Below are 22307 nucleotides of genomic sequence, written 5' to 3'. Positions count from 1 at the left end.
GTCGTTTGGTAGCTCATAGTTGCACCACAGACTCAAACAAAAGATAATGAAATTGAGCGTAAATTGGTTTTGTCCATTTCCTTGTTTGATTCAGCAAGACCGTCCCTAATTTTTAATGACACTACGGGCAGACTTTATTGTCAGTGCACACCAATTAGACAAAGCGCTTATTCAAGGTAATAGTTAACCTGCTTTAAGAAAATAAAAAATAGAAAAAACAGCATCGGATATGTCTGACTCAATCTTCGCTAGAAAGAAGTATACGGCATAAGTTTCGATAATCAGTATCATCCAACATATCATTAAAAATAAACACCAAACTCATAAACTTACCGTTTTGATTGACGACGTAAAAACCACATAACCAAGGAGCAACCCAAAGTTTTTTTGCAACATATAAAGATGAATCACCAACGACTCTCACCTCTTGATTTCGACTCAATTCAAACTGATACTTCCAAAGCTTTAACCGGTAAAATTGGTATATAAAAACGCCGAATAACAATGCTAAAAATATGTACTTGAAAAACTCAAACCAAAATGAGTGGAAATCTGGCCAGAATTGAAAGCTGGAAAAACAAAAGCATCCACCCAAAAGAAAGGATAACTTTTGTTTAAAAGACGAAGATACCGAAAACCTATGGCGCAGGGCGGCCACGAACGGTCACAATCATTTTCGCAAGTTCTTTATCAGGACACTCTTCATGCCCCATAAACCATGCGAATAATTCAGGATCTTCACACTCTAATAAACGCACTAAAGTGTGTTTATCAATATCGTTCAAATTTTCATAATGCTGATCAACGAAAGGTTGAAATATTACGTCTAATTCAAGCATTCCGCGGCGACACGCCCAACGAACTCGTGCGATATTCATTAATTCCAACACCTACCCTCCATAAATCATATATATACCCGTGTTACCTAAAATTGCATCTTCAAGCATCACGAGTATATGTAGTTTATCAGTTCACAAAACTTACCCCAACAATTCAAAAGCGAATGATTAAATTTCTAACTTCAGAGACTATATTAAGCCATTACAATTCGTTTAAAAAATAGTAAGCTAATTTACGTAACATAAAAATAACAATTAATTTCTATAAAGGCGCTAAAAAAAATGAAAATAAATGGATTATTACTGCTTCTCACCATAAGTGGTGCGATAGCAATACAAGGATGTGGTGGTTCAGATGATAAAACAGAACCAAGTAGTACCACTCCTCCACCTCCTGTTGTTCAGCAACCTAAAAAACCTGAATTAAGTATTACAGGAGAATCAACACTCACAATTCCTCTTAACCAGTTATTTACATTGGAATTTAATAACACAGGTGATGCTGTAGAAAGTTGCACTATATCACCTCAATTACCTTCAGATCTGAAGTCTCAAAAAATTGGCGGGACGTGCGTTGTCCTTGGTACGCCAACACAAGCTTTTGAGGCAACAACGTATACCGTCACAGGTATAAATGATGTTGGTAATTCACAAGTAGAATTTACAATGGGTGCAAACCATCCAGCTCCATTATTGGCCTCACTACCAGCCGAACCTTTTGAGTTGAATGATAGACAACAATTTCACCTTGAGATTCTCACACTGAGTGATTCTGGTTTTATTACTGATTGTACAATCTCGCCAGCTTTACCTTCAGGGATTGGGTTGTCTATGGACAATGGAGTATGTTCTATTGCAGGTATGCCAACTGCAGGCAGTCCTTTAACGGAATACACGGTAACGGCCACCAACTCAGGTGGTTCAGATAGCGTGAGCTTCAGTATTATTGTTAATGAAATAAGCCAATATACTGGTGATGGTCCAGATCCATTCGCATTCGATTACGTTGCAGTCGTAAGCGAGAATGATAAGCCTTCAACTTCGCCTGTTTCTCTTCGAACAGAAATCGCAGATATAGACTCCACTCTGTATATACAGTCATCTGGTTTTCCAAATCTAATCTCTCAAGTGCGAACGAGCAATAATCAAAACTTTACAGAGCCGTCAGATATCGCTCAGTTATTTGAACTCTTCGTGGATCCCTCTACCGGTGAAGTAGAAGTAAGACTTCAAAAACAGCTTAATTTTGAAACGGATGCCGCCTTTTATGAGATTGACTTGCAATTAGGTGATGATGAGCAAACATTACTGGTAAGACTGTACGATTTACAGAAAGGCACAGAAGCCGAGCCACTTACTATCAGTAGTTATTCTGAGTTAGTCAGTTTTGCTCAAGGTCATTTTGTTAGTGAAGCAATCGGATTTGATGAAATCCAGTTAGGTGGACACGAAAACAGTCAACAACAAAATGTTGATAACCTTTTTGTTTCTCTTGATAGAGACATTGACGCCACAATGAGTAAAGACTCATTATGGTCTGCAATAGCTTTACACGGAACAATAAATGGACGCCATCATGTTATTCAAAACCTTCATGTAGATACATTAGGCTTTGTGAACAATATCAATAATGTACAAAATGGTAAAATCAAAAATATTGGCTTCGATAATGTCAAAATGAAGTCTCAATTTATTTCAATGAGCAAGGGGCGAATTGACACCTTATATATTAGCGGAATAGCAACACCAGAGCATGCCACAAACATGCGCGTAGCTCCCATTCGTGCAGCACAGGACGCTATACGTAAGGTTTATACCAATATTTATTTCGATATTGGACACATCAATAGCTTAAACCGTCTTGAACTCGGCAGTATTTTTTCTGGTATCGCTTCTTTCTTCTTTTTTGAATCTGCATACAGTAATGGTGCAGTGAATGCTTCAATACCTAGCAATTTTTCGACGGTCAGCATTGGTGGCTTAGTTGGGTTTCCAACTTTTAGCTATTCCGAACGATTCCGTGAATCATTGTTTTTAAGTGCCATTGATTTTCAAATTCAAGGAACTGGTGATCGTTTGTTTGTCGGTGGCCTCGCCGGAAAGCATATTCAATATCCTGATGGCGACACAACAAGCAACGATTACCGCTGGCGTTTTGTTACAGATCGCAATGCTCCTGAAATAATAAGACATGTAGGTAATTATGATCGCGACGGCAACAACGATGGTATGGCTGATGAAAATACTACTGATACTGGCCGTGACATGTCTGGTGCAGGGATCAGTGAGGTACAATTAAAACAAGCAGCAACTTTCACTGGTAAGTGGATAGAAGCTGATAGTCACTTTGATATCACTAATGGGGAGTATCCAGTATTAAAAGGTATGCCCTATCCACATACTGAAGGAGCCAGTTGGTTAACTCATGAAGACCCAGGCATCGCACATCAAAGAGCCACTTATAATGATTATTTAACTAAACCATAATAATCAGCCTTAATTAACCCGTAATGTATATTCTAAGTTAGGTGCATTACGGGTTAATTGAAAACGCTAGGGGCTGTTTATCTTTCAGGATTAAATTTTGTGCTATTTGAGTGTTTATCTGTTCAAGGCGTAAGCTGTGAAGCTTAGTCATCTAAGTAAACGGGTTACAACACAGAACAGTGAACGCTCAAAAGCATCTAAGACAGCGTAAATTGGTCATTTCTACTGTGTTATCGCTTGCTTATTTGGAATACCAAACCGCACAAGCTCTGTCTTGTATAAAACGACCAATTTATCGCTGCAAAAATAATCACGAAAGATAAACAGCCCCTTCTATGAGGACATCTTTGTCAAGCCCTTCAGTTTTTAATTTATTTCATTCAGTTTCTCTGGTTAAAAGTGTTGCTCAGGTTTTGTTGTGTCAGCTTAATGGCTAACCACCTTCTATCCGTTCTGACTTTAGTCAGTCACCTTAAATTGCATGCGCATTATCACGCCTAACCTGAATAATGATACTAACTCTTCTAGAAAAACGATTTAGCCTTGCTTATCAAGGGGCTGTACAGTTAGCATCGAACAACGCTTTACTACATTTTACTCTTTACTTGGTTATTTTGATTAAAGTGACATCGTTGCACCTGATGGCACTTCTCCATGCTCTAAATACTTCCACAGTTTGATAAGAAGTTTACGTGCCATAGCAACAATGCCGATGCGTCTCATTCGTTTACTGCCATGAGCGAAACGCTGTTCGAACCATAAACTCAATTCTGATTTGGGTTGATACCGTAACCAAAACCAACTGAGTTCAACCATAATCTTTCGTATTCGTCGATTACCTGACTTGCAAATGCCTTGCTCTCTTTGACTGTCACCACTATCGTAAGGCGTTGGTGTCATTCCTGCACAAGCTCCCACTTGTTTAGCGTTTTTAAATTCTCGCCAATGGAAAAACTCTGTTACTAATACCCAGCTCGATTGCCAGCCTACGCCTTTAAGCTGCATGAGCTGATTAATTTTTTGCGATGCGTCATCACAGTCATCAAGAACACGTTGTTTTTGTAATTTCTCAATTGCTTTAATTTGCTTGTCGACAATTTCATGCCTATCAAGTTCTCGCTCTATTTCCGTCACTAAATCTGTCGGTAAAGGCTTATTGAGAACCGCCGTCTTAAGTTGATTAACTTTCCCTTTTAGTTTAGAGATATTTTCCACGCTGATACCATGCAAACACAGAAGTGACTTAATTCGTGCGCTGTGACTGCCACGCTCTTTTACTAATCGTTCTCGCTCTCGGTTAATTCGACGCTTATCTTCAGCTTCTACATTTGGAACATTGATGATATTTAAAGCTTCTTGCTCTCCAGAGTGATAACGCATCAGTAAACGGAGCAAAGCAATCACATCAACTCTATCGGTTTTGACTTTCTTCTGTTTTCGGCTGACTTCAATACTAGCTGAGTCAATCACATGATTTTCGATGCCGTCTTTAATTAGCGCTCTGTGTATCCAGAATCCGTCTCTACCTGCTTCGTAACAGCTAATGACTTTGCAGTTTTCAACGCAGAATAGCTTTTCTTTTGCTAAGGCTATTTCATGATGTAGGGCTTTCCAGTCTCGGGAATCAATCGTTTTGACTCTCTTTTTTTCACCATTTGAAAAGCCAAGCTTCCAAGTTTTACTGCTAAGTTCAAAAGCAATGTACAAATTAACAAATTTTGCGTTATCTTTTACTTGAAGGACGGTGCTCATAATATTCCCCTTGTGTTGTGGTAACTAAAGGGTAGTTGAGTTACTGTCCTTCATAGTTTCTAGAAATTCTGCCCAATTAATCAGGCTTGTAAGCAAACTTTCCACTTCCTAACAAAGCGATTGCGATTGCTGATAACAAATAAAACAATTGCAACTCAACAGCCAATCCACCACTAGATGTTAAGCTAAATATTTCCCCCATGTGCACCAATCCTAGAACAAATAACATGTTTATCAGAATAATTATGGCACTAAGACGAGTGTGAAAACCGGCAAGAATTGCCAACGGAGCGACAACTTCACCAACAAAAACTCCATAAGCAATAAAGGTTGGCAACCCGGCATTGGTCAACATAGAGGAAATGAATTCGAGTGACTGTGGGTGCATCATTTTTGCCACACCATGAAACAGCATAAGCCCAGCAACTGTTACTCTTAAAATAAGTTTACCGAGTTCAGTACTAATGTGTTTGTCTAACATCTTCACTCCTAATTGTATTCAAGACGGAATCGAAAGACATATTGCAGTGGTCACTTGTCTAATGTAAACAACAGCCTAAATAAACTAAGAGTTCTGCAAGCCGGTAGTCAGAAATGGGAACTTAAAAAGCCTAAACCCATAGTAATACTAATTACAGTAATTAAATGCTCAACTCAGAGCTATGTATGTGCTCAAAGTGCAATCGAAATTGATGAAGACACAGTTGTTACCGACATACAAAGCTGTCGTTATTACATTGCTACGTCAAGACAATTTTGAGAAGTATTCTTTATAAACCAAAGTGTGCACATACAAGTTCCCGAAGGGCAAGGCTAAAAGGTTCCACCTATGCGCTACAAGTCATTGAATTGTCTCAACAAAAGCACGAAACGCGTTGAGCACCAGCTTTGTATGGCGACCATAGGGAATATAGTACTTCGAACATGCGTCTTATACTGAAAACCTTTAGCTCTTGCTGAGTGAGAGATTAATTACTGTAACTGGTATTAAATCTCCATACAGACATATTTTGTTTCTAAGTATTCCTCTATTCCTTGATGACCACCTTCTCTACCTAGTCCTGACGCCTTTATTCCGCCAAATGGAGCAACCTCAGTTGAAATAATGCCTGTATTAACACCCACCATACCGTATTCCAATGCTTCAGAGACTTTCCAGATCAAAGATACATCACGCCCATAGAAATAAGCGGCTAAGCCAAACTCTGTATCATTTGCTTGTTCAATAACATCATCAACACCATCGAATTTAAATAAGGGTGCTACTGGTCCAAATGTTTCTTCACGAGCAATTTTCATACTTGCATCAACGTCAATCAACACCGTTGGCTGATAGAAATAACCAACAATATCTTCTGACATCAATAACTGTTGTCCACCAGCGACTAACTTCGCGCCCTTAGCGACAGCATCATTTACATGATCCATAGCTTTTAGCACAGCAGCTTTATTGATTAATGGTCCAATAGTCGTTTCCGTATCGGTTCCAGTACCTACTTTTAACAAAGAAACTGCTTGAGTGAACTTTTCAGAAAATGCTTTATAGACTTCAGATTGAACATAGATTCGATTTGCACAAACACAAGTTTGCCCAGTATTTCGAAACTTAGCCGCTATTGCACCTTCAACCGCCGCATCAATATCTGCATCGTTGAAAACAATAAATGGCGCATTGCCACCAAGTTCAAGTGATAGTTTTTTAAGCGAGTGGGCACATTGAGACATCAATAAACGCCCAATATTCGTTGAGCCAGTAAAAGATAACTTCCTCACCACAGGGCTGTCACAAAGTACATTCCCTATGGCAACTGCATCACCGGTTATCACATTAAAAACGCCAGCTGGTATGCCAGCTCTATCTGCCAATTCAGCCAATGCCAGAGCAGTAAGAGGCGTTTCAGGAGCAGGTTTAACGATCATAGTACAACCTGCAGCCAGTGCAGCAGCTGCTTTACGTGTGATCATTGCTGCAGGGAAATTCCACGGCGTAATTGCAGCCGTTACACCCACAGGTTGCTTAATCACCAGTAAGCGCTTACTTGATTGATGTTGAGGAATAACTTCCCCGTAAACTCGTTTAGACTCTTCAGCGAACCATTCAACGAAAGACGCCGCGTATTTCACTTCCCTTTGGGATTCTAATAAAGGTTTGCCTTGTTCAAGTGTGATTAACCAAGCCAGATCATCAATATTCTCTTTAATGAGAACAAACCATTTTTTTAATAACTCACTTCTTTCTGACGCTGTTCGCTTACTCCAATCTTTTAAGGCTAGCTCAGCTGCATTAATAGCGTCATGAGTTTCTCGACCTGTTAAATTGGGAACACTCGCTACTTTTTGTAATAACGCAGGGTTAATAACATCAATAAAGCTATTGTCGACGGAATCTACCCACACTCCATTGAGGTAACATTTTGTCTTTAACAAACTAAGATCATTCAGGGGCATACTGTTCCTACTTAATTTTTTCTAAAAAACTAAAAAGTGCACAATTTAAAAGCGGTCGCACCAATCGTTATACATTTTTATAACAATTTTTACTTTATTATTTGAACCATCTTAGTTTACTATATCAATCGCTTATCTAAAAATAATGAAATAGGAATGCTACCCATGACAGTGCAACTAGGTTTCAATCAAAGAACTTCTGCATTTCTTATTTCATTTATATTACTCAGTATTGCTCTGTTCAGCTTACCAGCTAAAGCTAAACAAGCCGATTCACCTTCTGTGATAACTTTAGATATCTTTTCTCAGCCTGTAAGTTTCAATATCCCACAAAACTGGAAACAAACTCGAGAAGATCAACTCGCAGATATGTATTCGGCTGAATTCATTCCAAATAATGAAAAAATGAGCCAATGGAGCGAGTTAATTTGTATTCAAGGCTTCAAAAATATTTCTGACGATTTAACCTCTGAAACATTCCTTGAATCATTAGCTTCTACATATAAAGAACATTGCAATGGTGAAGTCGTTTTTGAATCTTTAGGGGATATTAAAGTTAACAATTATTCAGGCTCTCATGGCCTTATTGGCTGCACTCGTATGCCTAACATTCATACGATTAGCATTGGTCGGCCGCAGCAATTTGTATCAAAACCTCAGGGAGAAATGGGTTATTACACGGCACTGACTAGGGATTCTCAGGTAATTTTACTTCATAAGTCCATGAGAGGAAAAGTCTTCTCACCTAACCTCCCTCCTCTCACAAAAGACAATTACGCCACTTTTGTACACACACTTTTTTCTCGTAAATAAACCACTAGACAAACAGACTTCTAGACGTCTATAATAACAGGCAAGATTTAAAATCTTGCTTGTTAGCTTTTTGTGGTGCTCTATTAATTAAGATAGAGATAATCGGGAAGTCAATGAAAGTTTGACACTGCCCCCGCAACGGTGATGGTAAGGCTTGGCGCACAACTTGCTCTAAAGCCGCATTATGTTTAAAAGCAAAATATAACCTCAGTCCGGAGACCGGCCACATAAGTGATTTCGATGATTTCGGTGGGCAGATCTCGAAATGCGATGCTGTTCGTATCTATGATAGTTCATTTACTATTAATACTGTGGAGCAGAACGTGACTACACTGCCTCATTTTCCCTTTTTGGAATCAATGAAAATGAGAACTTCAATTACACTATTAGCGCTATCTATAGCACCAGCTATAGCTTTTTCTAGCTTTGGCGCTGTTGCTACGACACCAACATTAAAAGCTAAAAAAGATATAGAACACATCACTGTTATTGGTCGTAAAACAAGCCAGCCTCTTGAGTTGGCAAGCCATATAAAAATCATCAACAATACTGATATTTCTCTAAGCGGAGCAACCAATATTGTAGATATTCTAAGAGGTGAAGCTGGCATTCAAGTTTCAGATTTTAACTCTGGTGCAGTATTTTCATTACGTGGATTTGGTGCTGGACAGGCTGCAAACAATACTTTGATACTGGTTGATGGGCGGCGCCTTAATAATATCGACATTGCGGCACCGAGCATTAGTGCTATTCCACTGAATCAAGTAGAGCGCATTGAAATATTATCAGGAAGCGCTGGGGTATTATATGGAGATCAAGCGGTTGGAGGTGTAATCAACATTGTAACCCGCTCACCAGAAAATACCGGAGGCTCTGTAACGTTATCTGCTGGCAACTTAGACACTATTGAAGGTCGAGCTGATGTTGCAAGTGCAATCAATAATGATTGGAGTTACTACCTAACAGGACATCACCAACAAAGCGATAATTACCGCCATCATAATGCCAATGAAACAGGGTCTTTGCTTGGACGATTACAATACCAATCTGATGAGAGTACCTTTTTTGTTGAAAGCAGCTATTACGACAATAATCGTGAGTTAGCTAATGCATTGAATATCGACCAACTCAATGATAACCCTCGCCAATTTGTAACTTTTAGTTTTGATGGCAAGCCTACAGATTATTTTCATGACATCACTAAAGTGGCACGAAGTGGCTACGGAAAAGCTATCAATAAAACATGGCGATTCGACGCTAACATTGATTACACAAATTCAGAAATCAATGGCATAAGCTATGGTGGAGCAACCAAAAACCAGCGTTCATTATTAAATATCAGCCCTAAATTTATAGGGAACTATTCAACTAACCGCGGATCGTTAAATCTAATCATTGGGGCCGACGTTAGTCGTGGAGAATCTGAATTTTTATTTGGCCGCAGCAACACTCAAAAATTAGGGAGTCTTTACACCCAAGCTTCCGTTCCACTATCCAATAAACTCAACTATGTTGTGGGTGGGCGTTATTCTAAAGTTAAAGACGACCTGATTGATGCCACAAAATATCCAAATGGAATTAATTTGGATGAAAGCGCTCACGCTTTAGAGCTCGGTTTAAATTATCGCCCAAGTATTCACCAACGTTTTTACTTACGCGCTGAAGACAACTTCCGATTTGCAAAAGTTGACGAGCAAGCTTTCACCTCACCCAATGTGTTCGGCTTAAAGCCACAAACAGGTCGCTCTTATGAAGCTGGTTGGGACTATAACACTCAAAAACAAAACCTAAAAATCAGTTTATATCACTTAGAATTAGAAGACGAAATTGTTTTTGACCCTAGTGCTACGCCTCCTACACCAACCTCATTCTCAGGTGCAAACATCAATGCTGACGCCTCCCGTCGCATTGGAACAAACTTCGACTGGAATATTCAAGCAAACAGTATTCTAAACATTGGTGTTCAATATAATTATATTAACGCTGAATTTACCGAGGGAAGCAATAAAGGAAAAGCACTATCATGGGTTGCCGAACATACAGCTAAAATTAGTGCAAGCGCAGATATAACTAAAGATTGGCAAATCTATGCTGAAGCGAATTACATTGGATCACGATTTATTGAAGGTGATAACAGCAATAGTGATCCAAAACTATCAAGCTACACCTTAGCAAACCTCGCCATTAATTATACTTTTAACGATTGGCAAGCCAGTTTACGGGCTGACAATGTATTAAATAAAGAATACGTGAGCGCAGGATATTACAGCAGCTTTAGTAGTGGATATTACCCTGGTGAAGGAAGAAGGTGGCGTTTCAGTTTACGCTACCAGTTCTGAGTAAATTAATACCAATTAGGGAACTAGCGATTTAGAAAGTACCAATCAATATTTTAAATTTTTTTGTCATACCTGCAAAGGCTGGTATCCAGTGACTTTTATAGAAAAGCTTAAAGGCACTAGACTCCAGCCTGCGCTGGAGTGACGAGGATTCATCGGTATACTTTCTTCCGCAGCGTCCCTTACAGTAATTAATCCCTCACTCAGCAATAGATAACGGCTTTCAGTACAAGGCGCATGTTCGAAGTACTATATTCTCTACGACCGCCATACAAAGCTGGCGTTCAACGCATGGGCTTTTGTCAGGATAATTAAAGAACGTGCAACGTAGCAATGTAGCAATGTAATAACGACAGTTTTGTATGTCGGTAGTCTAGGGGCTGTTTATCTTTCGTGATTATTTTTGCAGCGATAAATTGGTCGCTTTATACAAGACAGAGCTTGTGCGGCTTGGTATTCCAAATAAGCAAGCGATAACTCAGTAGAAATGACCAATTTACGCTGTCTTAGATGCTTTTGAGCGTTCACTATTCTGTGTTGTAACCCGTTAACTTAGATGACTAAGCTTCACGGCTTACGCCTTGAACAGATAAACGCTCAAATAGCACAAAATTTAATCCTGAAAGATAAACAGCCCCTAGTGCCTTTGCTTTTTTCTATAAAAGTCACTGGATACCAGCTTCGCTGGTATGACAAAGATTGGTACTTTCTAAATAGCTAGATCCCTAAGCCCAAATTCAGTGAATCTATCACTGAATTTGGGCTTTTTTCGTCCCGCTTGAGTCGAAAAGCAACTTTGATCACATTTGACGACGATCTTGAGCACCTTTACTAAAGTTATTTGAATATATGTCGTTATCAGTACTTGACTCAAACACTCTAGATATGGGTAAATTCTCATAATGATTCGAACATACAACATAGGCATCAGCAAACATGACTGATCTTGAGCAAACAGTATTTACTCAAGTAAAAAATATCATCGCGAACGAAGAACAAGTCATTGGTCGTCGTGGGGTGTTTATCCCTTTAAAAAAAGCCATTATTGCTGATGGTGATATTCAAAATGTCATCGATATCATCGCGAGTGATCCCGCCATTGCCGCACATTTACTTTGGCGCACTAATTCTGCCAACGCAGGCAGTTCATCACTCAAAAAGCCTAAAACATTAAAGGAAGCACTTATTCGACTTGGTCAAGTGAACATTTATCGTTATACCTTTACGTTTTACTTAAAAGAACATTTTGATGAATTACCCCAACCATACCAGAGATTAGTTAAAGGCTATTGGCAATTAACTGAAGATATTGCAGAAGAAGCAATAAACTTGCTGCACGAGAAAGGCGAATTGTCTCTTGATGTTGATGAGCTCCAAACACTCGCCCTTTTCAGTGTGTTTGGCCAAGTTATCGCCTTAACGGCATTTGCCTATTTAGAGCAAGAATTACAACAAAGCATCCCTCTAACTATTGTAAAGAAGTTAATCGATGAACAACAACAGACATTCACTTTGGATGCTTTCAAAGCCCTTAAACTAGACGATGAACTAGAAAGTGAATTTTTAATCGCCCATAATTTACGTCAAAGTGAAAACGAACATTCCGTTGGCCTTATACTAAGAAATATATTAGACAATAGAAATATACTGATAAACCCAATTTAACTACGCTGAAATTTTTCTACTTAGGAAAATTGCGGAAGAAAGTATACCGATGAGTTCTCGTCACTCCAGCGCAGTCTGAAGTCTAGTGCCTTTGCTTTTTTCTATAAAAGTCACTGGATACCAGCCCTCGCTAGTATGACAAAGATTGGTACTTTCTAAATCGCTCGTTCCCTTAACTCTAAATAAAATACAAGGCTTTGTTCATTGTGAATAGATAGCACACTGGAATAAGTATAATTTGTTTGTGTTAAGCAGAGTTGTAAAACATTTCCGTCACTACCTCATAGTTATCTAAAAAAGATAATACCAATTACAGTAATTAATCTCTCACTCAGCAAGAGCTAAAGGTTTTCAGTACAAGACGCATGTTCGAAGTACTATATTCCCTATGGTCGCCATACAAAGCTGGTGTTCAACTCACTTCGTGCTTTTGTCGGAATAATTCAAGTGCTTGTAACGCAGTAATGGAACCTTTTAGCTTTGCCCTTCGGGAGCTTGTATGTGCACACTTTGGTTTATAAAGAATACTTCTCAAAATTGTCTTGACGTAAGTACCTGACCATAAGTTTCTTAAGATTTTCTAGTGCCCATTTTCAGCACTCTACGGTGTTGCAACTTCGGTTACATAGCTACGGCTATGCGCCCTACATTGCGTCATGTATAGCCCTAAACCTGAACACAATAATTATCAAAGAACTTATCGACAGGTACTTAGCAGTGTAATAACGACAGCTTTGTATGTCGGTAACAACTATGCCGTCATCAATTTCGATTTCAATTTGAGCAAATACATAGCTCTGAGTTGAGCATTTACTTACTGTAATTAGTATAACTTTGAGGTAGTGAACTTAAACGGTGGGTCTATTTCACTCCGTCTGGAGTCCCGACCAATAATACATCTGCGCCACGCTCTGCAAATAGACCGTTTGTAACTACACCAACAATTGCATTGATTTGTTGTTCAAGTTTTTTAGGGTCCATAATTTTCAAATTATGGACATCCAGTATCACATTGCCATTATCAGTAATCACGCCTTCACGATAAACTGGGTCGCCACCTAATTTAACCAATTGGCGAGCGACATATGAACGAGCCATAGGGATTACTTCGACGGGCAAAGGAAAGTCACCGAGAATATCAACTTGCTTAGTATTATCGACAATACAAATAAACTTATCCGCAACTGCTGCGATTATTTTTTCACGAGTCAAAGCTGCACCACCACCTTTAATCATCGACATTTGTGCATTAATTTCATCTGCACCATCGACATAAACAGATAGCTTATCCACTGAATTCAAGTCATAAACAGGTATACCCAAAGACTTTAGCTTTTCGGTTGAAGCCTCTGAGCTTGAGACCGCACCGTCAATATCTGCTTTCATGGTTGCTAGTGCATCGATAAAGTGGTTTACCGTAGAGCCAGTACCAACACCAACAATAGTGTCCGCTTCTACATATTTTAAAGCAGCCCAGCCTGCGGCTTTTTTCATTTCATCTTGGGTCATGTTCAATCTCATTTTTTCAGGGATTAATAATGGCCGTATTATACCTAGTTTATATTTAAAAAAGTGCTATCAATCTAACAAAATGGATAAGATTATAGTACTTAGAGCTTGTGCCATCGCTCTTTCTATATTCAATGGAGCTATCAATATAAAAGCGCGCGTATTTAACAAAAGCTCAGAGAGTTGATTGCTCCATATTCATATTCATCATCAAGTCCCGCAGAAGGTTTTGTAATTCATATCATGATCTTCTGCTGGAGTTTGAAACGGCTGAGTCAACTCGCTTTCATGATAAGGGTGTCGCAAAGCATTTAAAAACAGAATCGCTGCTTTGGGATCACCACTTGCTTCACACTCTTTAATTACATTTTCTACATGATGATTTCTTGGAATAACAACAGGATTAAAGTCTCGCATAAACGCTTGGATCTCAACATCCGTATACCGCTGTGAAACCACTCTTTTTTTCCACTCAAAATAATGCTCACCTAAGTCTGCAAGCATTTGTTGCTCAGCTTCTTTGCAGGTAATTGATTTTGTTAATAGATGAAAGCAAACCGTATAATCTAGCCGTCTTTCTTTTAATTGTTGAGTAAATGAATCGATGAAAGCTTCATTTTTAAGTCGCGGTTCAATCAATCCCACTTTTCCAGACATCATTTCCACGTATTCTTGTTTAAATCGTTTAGAGAAACCATTTATTAACGATTGCATAGAAGACAACATATCAGAATCGCAATCTTTATTTGACGTATCATTCTCACCAAGTTGCAATAAACTTTCGGCTAACCTTGCCATATTCCATTGTGCGATATGCGGTTGATTGCCAAAGGCATAACGACCTTGTCTATCGATTGAGCTAAATACCGCTTTAGGATCATAATCCCCCATCATGGCACAAGGACCGAAATCTATTGTTTCACCCGAAACTGCCGTATTATCCGTATTCATTACACCATGAATAAACCCGACACGCATCCACTGTACAATTAGCCTTATCTGATTTTCGATTACTTTATCAAGTAGCATTACATAAGGGTTGCCGTCAGAACTAAAAATACTCGGGTAATGTCGATTTATCGTGTAATCGGCCAGTTTTTTAAGTGAAATAATATCGCCAGTCGCCGCAAAATATTGAAAGCTCCCAACTCGAATGTGACTCGATGCTACACGGCTTACCACAGCGCCTAAATGCGCTTCTTCACGATAAACATATTCACCAGTAGTAGTAACGGCCAAGCAGCGACTTGTTGGAACACCTAAAGCATGCATCGCTTCGCTCATGATAAACTCACGAATAGCTGGGCCGATAGCGCAACGACCATCACCACCTCTGGAAAAACGAGTTACTCCTGAACCTTTAAGTTGTAGATCCCACCGTTGTCCATCAACATCTATCAGCTCTCCCAATAAATGCGCTCTTCCATCGCCAAGTTGAGGGTTATAATGTCCAAACTGATGCCCTGCATAAGCTAACGCTATAGGTATAGAGCCAGAAAAAATTTGATTACCGGATAAAAAAACCGCTAGCTCTTCTGCATTACCTTGTATTGAATCAATAACATTTAATTGTTGTGCTAGAAGTTCATTCCATAAAAATAAACTCGGTTCAACCACAGTAACTGGCTCAGCTCTTTCAAAAAAAGATTCGCCAAGATTAATATAGGTGTTATCAAATTGCATGAACGATTCCTTATTTGATTATGCCTTTGCGATAATCAATGCTGTCAACTAGAGACTTATATGCCTTCTAATAATCACGCCTAACACCATAATACTATGAAAATGTTGAAAACCCAGATTTAGCCAAATAAATCTTATTTCCCTCTAAAACAAGGAGAATCAAGCTAGCCTCTACTGATTTGTTGTAGATAGTATTTTTTATGACCTACAATCATATGGTTGCATATTGTATTAAAGGAGTTACAAGGATGTTATCCAAAGCACGTATCGCGATTTCTATTTTAATATCGCTTCCATTAATTAGTTGTGGTGGAAATGACAAAAAAACAGAGGTCATTACACCAGTCGTGGAACCTCAAGCTGTCGTTGTTCGAAACTTGATCAGTGAGCAGGTGGGAGGGTTAGATAACCTTAAAGTTCCAGAAACAAACGCTGACTTGCCACAACCTCTTCTTGATGACGGCACACCAGATCCCACTTTTGAAACAACAGAAGCTAAACGCTACTTAGGTAAGCAGTTGTTTCATGATCCAGTCAGAACGGTACGTCTTGACGCGGCTAAAGGCGGCGTTATTGAAGCTGCGGGAACGGGTTCATGTGGCAGCTGTCACTTTGGTGAAGCAGGCTCTAAAGCGGGTATGCAATTTAATTTCAATGTCGGCGGTGAAGGTCGAGGGTATACCGATGCTGAAGGTAACTTCATTCCAAGAAGAAGGCCGCAACTGGATATTTTACCAAGATTACGCCAAGAGCCGCTCTTTGTTGGCGATCTAATGGTCGATCATTTGCCAACTCTCACAGATGTTTATGAGGATGATATTGGAATTCCATCTATTGCAATTAAGGATCCAAACCCAGGTGAGCTTTTACAATCTGGACGATTTGATGCACTTGACAGTGTTTCTCGCAATGCGCCAAGTGTAGTGGGTGCGGCATTTAATAATCGCCTATTACTCGGTGGTTTTGCTGGTGAAGATCATAATTCAGTCAGAGGGTTAAATCCATTTAACCACCCTGCTCAAGAAAACATAGCTTTATTACTGCTAGATGCTCACCGAATGCTAGAAGCACAATCCGCCGAGTTGCAAAGGATTCCTGTTTACAAAAAGCTATTCACTGATGCATTTCCTGAGGAAGCCGCTAGAGCTGAACAAGAAGATGATCTGAACTTACTCATCAATGATAAAACCATACTTCGAGCTACTGCGACGTTCATGAGAACCGTTGTCACTCGTAACAGCCCGTGGGATAAATTTCTCGCTGGAGACAACAATGCTTTAACAGACTCTCAATTACGTGGAGCCAAACTATTCTTCACTGATCCAGCTGATGGCAATGGTGGTGCAGGTTGTTTTAGTTGCCACAGCGGACCAATGCTAAACAAGCAACATAATGATCCTGATGTAGTAGGCACAGGCCAATTTATTGAAGAAAACTTTATTAACTTAGGGCTAAGTGATCACCCTCTACAAGCATTAAATCGACATGTTCGTAATGACCCAGAGTTTCGTGATGATGGCCGTAAAGAAATTACTCTAAGAGATGAAGATGCTTTTGAGTTTAGGACGGTTACGCTACGCCAAATTCGAGATTCAGGTGCTTTCTTCCATAACGGAGAGTTTACATCGGTAAAAGATGTCGTTGAATATTTCAATAATGGTGTACCTCAGGATAGTATTGCTGGTAATGCTTCTACATTATCGACACGCTTTACTCATCCAAGAGGGGAAGGCTCTGAGCCTGGATTAGGGCTTTCTGAAGATGAAATTAATGACTTAACCGCATTCATTAACGATGGCTTATTTGATCCAGCGTTTGTGACTTTTGATCCTGACTCAACCACCGATACTTTTCAGCTTAACGAAAGAGATTTAACTTACTCTTTGCACCGTCCTGATTTGGAAACATTAGGCGCAGTTGATGGTCGAGTCGCCAGTGGGCTTCCACAAGATAATAACGATTTATTATCTCGAAGAGACTTGGGCATTGATCCACCATTGGACGTCACTGATAGACTTACTGTATCACTCAGTAAGCAATCAATAGTCAATGATACGGAGCAGCAAGATACTCACATCATTCACAACACTAGTGACTCGATGATTGATACTCACTTGATCATTGTATTAAAAGACTTACCTGATGACGTTGTAGTATTGCAACACAACGGTATGACTGAAAATGACGAACCTTACTTTAGGTTGTTTTTACAAAATGGTGTGATAACACCGGGTGACGGTATCAGCCACACTATCAAATTACGTCATCAAGATGATAGCGAAATAACAACTCCAATCAGTTACAATTTACTTATGCTTTCAGGGCAAGGTAACCCTTAACCCTTATTGAAATTGGTTAAAACAAGTATCGCAAACTCACCTTTCGTCTCGGCGATTGGTGAGTTTTTTTAATCGAACTGATGTAAAGTACTCGGTGTAACGATAGTTGAAAGTGGAACATCCCAAGATTCTATTGGTACCTTTGATATCTGCTGACAGTCATGGGCAAAACCAATTACCTTTGTTGTTACTAAGTCAACATTTGCGAGAGTGCGATCATAATACCCACCTCCCATACCCATTCGATTACCATGACAATCAAAAGCCACCAAAGGTGTAATTATCACATCTAACTCTGTCACCGGAATAACATTACGAATATCAAGACAAGGTTCAGCAATACCATATTTGTTGTATCGCATTTTACTTTTCCCATCATAATGCAGGAACAATAGCTGGCCTTTATTAAATGGGTGCAAAACAGGTAAACAAACTCGAATAGATTTTTCCCACAATTTCTCTATGAGCGGAGTGGTATCAAGCTCACCATCGTTCGATAAATATAAAGCAACTGTCTTCACTTGTTTGTTTTTAAGGCAATCAAGTATTCTCGACGCACCTTGGAAAGAAAAGCTCTCTTGCTGCTGCCTTGTAAGCGCGTTTCTCTGCTTTCTTATCGATTGTCGCAAGCTTTTTCGATCCATAAAATCAGATTCCGTACATTTCAGTTTTATACCCATTTTCAGGTACTAAAAAGCCGGATAAATCCGGCTAAATCAGTTGCTATTTCAGCAAACTACTAAACTGAGAAGCTCGCTCCACAACCACAAGTCGTCGTGGCATTAGGGTTTTTCACAAAAAACCGAGAGCCTTCAAGCCCAGAAGTATAATCAACGACACCACCGACTAAATATTGCAAGCTCATTGGATCGACAACCAATAATACGCCTTGTTTCTCAATCGTAAAGTCGCCTTCGTTTACTTTTTCATCGAATGTGAAACCATACTGGAAACCAGAACATCCACCACCAGTTACATAAACTCGAAGCTTTAACTCTGGATTTTCTTCTTCCTCAAGTAAGGTTTTTACTTTGCTCGCTGCTTCGTCGGAGAACTGGATTGGCAATGCTGCATCTGTTTGTTCTTCAACTGCATTTTCTTGATCATTTCCAAATTGTTCTACTTCTACTACCGCAGTTTCAGTTTGTTCCGACATCAAAACCTCTTAATTTCTCTATTGTGAGGAATTATCTAATACCTTAGTTGTTTGTTCAAGTATTCACTGAGTTTCAGTTCCAGCTTCTACTTTTGTTTCATCTTTAAGTGCTTTTTGCTGCATTAAATCATCAACGGCGTCTTGTATCAACGAAGCTTTGTTCGCCTCAAGCTCTGTCATTTCAAATCCTCTTTCAGTTTGCTGAGCTTTGCTCCAACGACTTGCTGGCACAATTACTTTTACTAACACTTTTTTCCAATCTACTTCACTAGGGAGAGATAACCTCGCATTCAGCTCCTGAAAAAACCTAAAGTTAAATTTAAATTTTGATTGAGAGAGCTCATTAAGAGATTGCCGAACTTCTTTACCGTCTTTCACACCAATCAATGTGAGTTGAACATGTCCCTTAACTGAGCGTTGCCGCTTTGATTGCTGGATCAATACTAAAGTGAGATCTTTTTTATCTTGAATAATTGATGGCTCAAGTTTTAAATCATAAACACTGATCCCTTCAGCCGTTTTTTCTGGTGTCATAATACTGCGATAAAAAGATAACTCACGCGCAAGTTTTTTTATCTTATGTTCTTGCTCAAGAAACATCACTTCCATATTCGCATTAGCTTCTTTTTCGATGCTTATTTCAAGGTTTCTCGTGGCTAATTCTTGCGCTTGATGATTCAAGCTTTTCTTAAGCTTTGCTATTTCATGGGCTTCATGTGATTTTTCGGATAGGAAGTCTTGAGAATAGTAATAACTTACGACTCCTAGACAGAAAGCCAGAACAACGATCAAAAATAAATATCGATTTAATGGAAGATATTTATGTTCAATCACTTGCAGGCGATTGCGCCAGCGCTCATAATTTGGCATTAATTATTACCTTTTAGCTAAAAACCATTCTTAATCCTAGATTAACTCAGGCCAACTTAGTGCATTCTACTATAAAAAAAGTCGCAAATACTCGCAGTTTCTTAGCCATTAACAACTATTTAAGAAATGGTTTAAAGGATCACTTATCGGAAGGTAAGACAAGTATACAGCTGTGCTTGCTTGCATTAGCTTTTGCGATTGCAGCTTCTGCTGTAATTATAATGTTCCGACTCATTTTGAATGCTTCTTACGATTATACTGAGCTTAAACAGATGAGCTTTAGTCCAGATTATACTGATTATCGTATCTATCTTCCCTTGTTGGGCGCTTTAGTTATCTGGGGAATAGCTAAAATAACCTCCAAGCGATACCAAAGAATGGGGATTGCCTATGTGATGCATCGCTACAAACTTCATTATGGAAAAATCCCTCTGCAATCGGCGCCAGGGCAATTTTTTCAAGCTTTAGTCGCGTTAGCTTGCAATTTTTCAGTCGGTCGAGAAGGGCCCGCAATTCACCTTGGAGCTGTAACCGCAAGTGTCATTGCTGAGAAGTTTAAACTGCCTGATAACTGTATTCGAATCATGTGTGCCAGCGGCGTTGCTGCTGGTATCGCAGCAACGTTTAATGCTCCTCTCGCGGCCGTAATATTTGTCTTTGAAGTCATCGTTCGAGAATACCGAATACATTATTTCTTTCCGATATTACTGGCCGCAGTGTGTGGGGCGCTCAGTAGCCGACTCGCCTTCGGAAATGTACATGAGTTCGAAATCATCAATGTTATCCACATCCCGCTTGATCACTATCCAATATTACTGATTGGCGGATTAGCACTAGGTTGTTGCTCAGCATTTTTTAACTTTTCACTGCTAATCGTTACTGAAAAAAGTAAACCTTGGCCTTTACTCAATAAATTATTACTTGCTGGATTAATTACCACAACAATAGGTTTTTTCCTTCCTCAAGCCCTTGGTAATGGCGAACTAGCCATAAATGCTGCCATCAGTGAGCATTCTGGTTTAGGGCTGCTCATTGCCCTGTTGTTCGCAAAAACTATCGCCACCTCTTGTGCTATAGGGCTTGGCGTTCCGGGGGGAATAATTGGTTCATTGTACGGGATAGGCGCATTACTGGGGGCTATCATAGCATTACTCAGTGTCCTAATATTTCCTGAAAGCGCACCTTATATTGGCTTATATGCTGTTATTGGCATGACAGCCATGATGGGAGTTTGCCTGAGTGCACCACTAGCCGCTTTAGTCGCATTACTTGAGTTAACGAATGACACCAGTATTATTTTACCCGCTATGTTTGTCACAGTTCCTGCATTTTTAATCGCATATCAGGTGTTTAATTGTCGCTCGATATTTTTCAAACAACTTGAAATTATGGGACTCGGCTATAAAGTTCCACCTTTAAATTTAGGCCTACAAAAAAGAGGCGTACGCTCAATGATGAATACTCAATTTATTGTGATGAATCAAAATTCAGAATTGTTGTTAGAAGTATTAAAACGCGCGGATGGAAGACCTGTATTGATCAGAAAACCTGATGAGCAAATACATATGCTTCAACTCGAAGTGCAGGTAGATGGGGAAGATTCAGCGCTTTCAGCTCAACCTGTGCCATTATTACCAGACACTGCCAGTATTGATGACGCCTACAAACTTCTATCTCCAAAACGCGCAGGAGAAGTGGCTATCTATCAAAACAACCATACAAATATTATAGGTGTAATCAGTTGGTCAAATCTACAAACTGAAATCAATAAAGGTTACGTTTAACCCTTCAAAATATTTTTCAAATTATTGAAAAATATTTTGAACTAATTTTAAAAGAGGCTGTCTGACTATATGAACAGGTTACTTAAACTTTGATTGTTCATCATCATTCTCCCTTTATTGATAATATTTATCATCAATTCCTTTTAGGAATCCAGCGACCTTAAATTGGTCGCTTTTTTTTGACTATTGCATTATACCAATTACAGTAATTAATCTCTCACTCAGCAAGAGCTAAAGGATTTCAGTGCAAGGCACAAGCTCGAAGTACTATCGGGATAATTCAAGTGCTTGTAACACAGTAATGAAACCCTTTAGCCTTGTCCTTCGGGAGCTTGTATGTGCTCACTTTGGTTTATAAAGAATACTTCTCAAAATTGTCTTGACGTAGAATAACTATGCCTTCATCAATTTCGATTGCACTTTGAGCACATACATGGCTCTGAGTTGAGCACTTAATTACTGTAATGGCTATGTTTTCATAAACTGTTGGTAGGCGTATACTGATTTTAAATTGTAGCGTTTGGAATTTAGTTATGAACTCAAGTTTCGGTGTTCAAATTCAATAATAAAGTGAGCGTATTTTACTGATATATAAAGAAAAGATGAGAGTTAATGTGTTGTAA

The 22307-nt window shown here is 39.2% G+C and carries 16 protein-coding genes and 1 riboswitch; of the genes, 6 read left to right on the top strand and 10 right to left on the bottom strand.

Annotation, left to right across the window (positions count from 1 at the left end; translation table 11 throughout):
* Window positions 1-238: 238 nt before the first annotated feature.
* On the bottom strand, window positions 239-658 hold the full coding sequence (locus E2I05_RS22825; RefSeq protein ID WP_312018412.1) for a protein YgfX: 420 nt from the start codon (window positions 656-658) through the stop codon (window positions 239-241).
* Window positions 639-887: an FAD assembly factor SdhE gene (locus tag E2I05_RS05235; RefSeq protein ID WP_121854939.1), complete on the bottom strand. Its 249-nt coding sequence runs from the start codon at window positions 885-887 to the stop codon at window positions 639-641. Before E2I05_RS05235 ends, E2I05_RS22825 begins: the two co-directional genes overlap by 20 nt.
* A gap of 234 nt (window positions 888-1121) precedes the next feature.
* Here E2I05_RS05235 and E2I05_RS05230 point away from each other — a divergent pair, with 234 nt between their 5' ends.
* Window positions 1122-3326 carry an Ig domain-containing protein gene (locus E2I05_RS05230; RefSeq protein WP_121854934.1) on the top strand — a complete coding sequence of 735 codons (2205 nt, stop codon included), beginning with the start codon at window positions 1122-1124 and terminating at the stop codon, window positions 3324-3326.
* A 618-nt stretch (window positions 3327-3944) separates the two neighbouring features.
* On the opposite strand, the gene E2I05_RS05225 is transcribed toward E2I05_RS05230, so the two are convergent.
* The 3 genes from E2I05_RS05225 to E2I05_RS05215 form a co-directional block, all read right to left on the bottom strand.
* Window positions 3945-5078: an IS110 family RNA-guided transposase gene (locus E2I05_RS05225; RefSeq protein ID WP_133309449.1), complete on the bottom strand. Its 1134-nt coding sequence runs from the start codon at window positions 5076-5078 to the stop codon at window positions 3945-3947.
* Window positions 5079-5154: 76 nt separating this feature from the next.
* Entirely contained in the window at window positions 5155-5559 is a 405-nt protein-coding gene (locus E2I05_RS05220) for a DoxX family protein (RefSeq protein WP_121854451.1), read from the bottom strand.
* Window positions 5560-6065: 506 nt separating this feature from the next.
* Window positions 6066-7526 carry an NAD-dependent succinate-semialdehyde dehydrogenase gene (locus E2I05_RS05215; protein ID WP_121854450.1) on the bottom strand — a complete coding sequence of 487 codons (1461 nt, stop codon included), beginning with the start codon at window positions 7524-7526 and terminating at the stop codon, window positions 6066-6068.
* 165 nt (window positions 7527-7691) lie between these two features.
* Here E2I05_RS05215 and E2I05_RS05210 point away from each other — a divergent pair, with 165 nt between their 5' ends.
* From E2I05_RS05210 to E2I05_RS05200, 3 genes are all read left to right on the top strand, one after another.
* A complete protein-coding gene (locus E2I05_RS05210; protein ID WP_121854449.1) occupies window positions 7692-8339 on the top strand; it encodes a hypothetical protein in 648 nt (215 codons plus the stop codon).
* A 56-nt stretch (window positions 8340-8395) separates the two neighbouring features.
* A riboswitch (cobalamin riboswitch) is annotated at window positions 8396-8581 on the top strand.
* Between the two features lie 123 nt (window positions 8582-8704).
* Window positions 8705-10678 carry a TonB-dependent receptor gene (locus E2I05_RS05205; protein WP_121854453.1) on the top strand — a complete coding sequence of 658 codons (1974 nt, stop codon included), beginning with the start codon at window positions 8705-8707 and terminating at the stop codon, window positions 10676-10678.
* 936 nt (window positions 10679-11614) lie between these two features.
* Window positions 11615-12343: an HDOD domain-containing protein gene (locus E2I05_RS05200; RefSeq protein WP_121854448.1), complete on the top strand. Its 729-nt coding sequence runs from the start codon at window positions 11615-11617 to the stop codon at window positions 12341-12343.
* 861 nt (window positions 12344-13204) lie between these two features.
* On the opposite strand, the gene rpiA is transcribed toward E2I05_RS05200, so the two are convergent.
* Together rpiA and E2I05_RS05190 are read right to left on the bottom strand one after the other, a co-directional pair.
* Entirely contained in the window at window positions 13205-13852 is a 648-nt protein-coding gene (gene rpiA / locus E2I05_RS05195) for a ribose-5-phosphate isomerase RpiA (RefSeq protein ID WP_121854447.1), read from the bottom strand.
* A gap of 210 nt (window positions 13853-14062) precedes the next feature.
* On the bottom strand, window positions 14063-15535 hold the full coding sequence (locus E2I05_RS05190; protein ID WP_121854446.1) for a protein adenylyltransferase SelO: 1473 nt from the start codon (window positions 15533-15535) through the stop codon (window positions 14063-14065).
* A gap of 248 nt (window positions 15536-15783) precedes the next feature.
* Here E2I05_RS05190 and E2I05_RS05185 point away from each other — a divergent pair, with 248 nt between their 5' ends.
* Window positions 15784-17874, top strand: a complete 2091-nt coding sequence (locus E2I05_RS05185; RefSeq protein ID WP_165905538.1) for a cytochrome-c peroxidase — start codon at window positions 15784-15786, stop codon at window positions 17872-17874.
* 68 nt (window positions 17875-17942) lie between these two features.
* On the opposite strand, the gene E2I05_RS05180 is transcribed toward E2I05_RS05185, so the two are convergent.
* The 3 genes from E2I05_RS05180 to E2I05_RS05170 all read right to left on the bottom strand — a co-directional run bounded on the left by E2I05_RS05180 (window position 17943) and on the right by E2I05_RS05170 (window position 19900).
* Window positions 17943-18518, bottom strand: coding sequence for a 5-formyltetrahydrofolate cyclo-ligase (locus E2I05_RS05180; RefSeq protein WP_121854444.1), 576 nt, complete (start codon window positions 18516-18518; stop codon window positions 17943-17945).
* A 95-nt stretch (window positions 18519-18613) separates the two neighbouring features.
* A complete protein-coding gene (gene erpA, locus E2I05_RS05175; RefSeq protein WP_243641116.1) occupies window positions 18614-19030 on the bottom strand; it encodes an iron-sulfur cluster insertion protein ErpA in 417 nt (138 codons plus the stop codon).
* A 63-nt stretch (window positions 19031-19093) separates the two neighbouring features.
* Window positions 19094-19900, bottom strand: a complete 807-nt coding sequence (locus tag E2I05_RS05170; protein WP_121854443.1) for a DUF6776 family protein — start codon at window positions 19898-19900, stop codon at window positions 19094-19096.
* 59 nt (window positions 19901-19959) lie between these two features.
* Here E2I05_RS05170 and E2I05_RS05165 point away from each other — a divergent pair, with 59 nt between their 5' ends.
* Complete coding sequence (locus tag E2I05_RS05165; protein WP_121854442.1) at window positions 19960-21684, top strand: chloride channel protein; 1725 nt, start codon at window positions 19960-19962, stop codon at window positions 21682-21684.
* The last annotated feature ends 623 nt before the right edge of the window (window positions 21685-22307 follow it).

This window comes from Parashewanella spongiae, assembly GCF_004358345.1.
Taxonomy (GTDB): Bacteria; Pseudomonadota; Gammaproteobacteria; order Enterobacterales; family Shewanellaceae; genus Parashewanella; species Parashewanella spongiae.
This window is presented reverse-complemented; position numbering and strand designations above follow the sequence as displayed.